Source organism: Micromonospora sp. M51, assembly GCF_018070305.1.
GTDB lineage: Bacteria > Actinomycetota > Actinomycetes > Mycobacteriales > Micromonosporaceae > Micromonospora > Micromonospora parva.
The window spans coordinates 1-1,280 of the sequence record NZ_JAGPXZ010001156.1 but is presented as its reverse complement, the minus strand read 5'-3'; the positions used below and the strand labels follow the sequence as shown (position 1 = coordinate 1,280).

Genomic DNA, 1,280 nt, shown 5'->3' with positions numbered 1-1,280 from the left:
TCGGAAAATGCGTCGATAAATGCGCGGCCAATTATTTCCGAAACCGCTAATGGCCCACTCGGGCAAGCGAGAATGTGACGGAGGGAAGTCGAAACGGGGGGACTGAAACATGACGTCTAGGCGGCGATTGACGCTGTTGGCCGTAACCATCGCAGCCGCACCACTCGTCCTGGGTGCGTGCACCGCCGAGCGGGAGTCGGCGACCGGCTCGGCCAAGAAGCACGCCGCCCCACCGGAACTCGCCGTGACACCGGGGGACAAGGCCCGGGACGTCCCGGTCAGCGCCGAGGTGGGCACCGTGGTCAAGGGCGGGCGGGTCACCGCCGTACGCCTCACCGACGACAAGGGCAAGCAGGTCAACGCCGAGCCGCGCGAGGACGGCTCCGGCTGGGTGCCGAACGCTCCGCTGCAGCCGAAGCGGACCTACACCGCCGAGGTGACCGCGACCGGTGACTCCGGTGCCACCACCACGCGCAGCACCACCTTCACCACGATGGCCAAATCGACCAAACCGCAGATCACCAGCACACTCTATTTCAACGGTAATCGGACGTACGGCACCGCGATGCCGGTAACGGTGGCGTTCGACCCGGGAATTCCGAAAGAGGCCAGAGCGGATGTGCAGCGGCGGTTGTTCGTAAAGACCAATCCGCCGCAGCCGGGCACCTGGTCGTGGCTGGCCGACGGCACTCAGGTCTATTACCGGGCGCCCGATTTCTGGAAGCCGGGAACCACCATCAGCGTCCGGGCCGGTCTGGAGGGTCTGCCGATCGGCAAGGACAAGGTCGGTGACGCCGAGCGGACCGCGACCTCCAAGATCGGGCGACAGGTCTCGCTGGAGATCGACAATGCCACCAAGCAGATGACGGTGCTGCGCGACGGCAAGCAGATCCGCCGGATCCCGGTCAGCCTGGGCAAGCCGAGCACGCCGAGTTCCAGCGGCAAGATGGTGATCATGGAGAAGCACGAGCGGACCACCTTCGACACCCGGGGCGAGCCGAACGGTGGCTACGTGGTCGACGTCGACGACGCCCAGCGCTACACCTGGGGCGGCGAGTTCATCCACTCCGCCCCCTGGTCGGAGGGGGACCAGGGCAACACCAACGTGTCGCACGGTTGCGCGAACGTCTCCGCTGCGGCGGCCGACTGGTTGATGGGGGTCACGCAGGTCGGTGACCTGATCACCGTCAAGGGCACCGAGGTGGAGCTGCAGCCGGGCAACGGTTGGACCGCCTGGAACGTGAGCTGGGACGAGTTCGCCCGGGGCAGCGCCCTGCCGG

General features: G+C 66.7%; 1 protein-coding gene. It reads left to right on the top strand.

The window, feature by feature from the left end; all coding sequences use genetic code 11:
* Positions 1-109 precede the first annotated feature (109 nt).
* A partial coding sequence (locus KBX53_RS33290) for an Ig-like domain-containing protein (RefSeq protein ID WP_210863824.1) occupies positions 110-1,280 on the top strand: 1,171 nt, incomplete at its 3' end.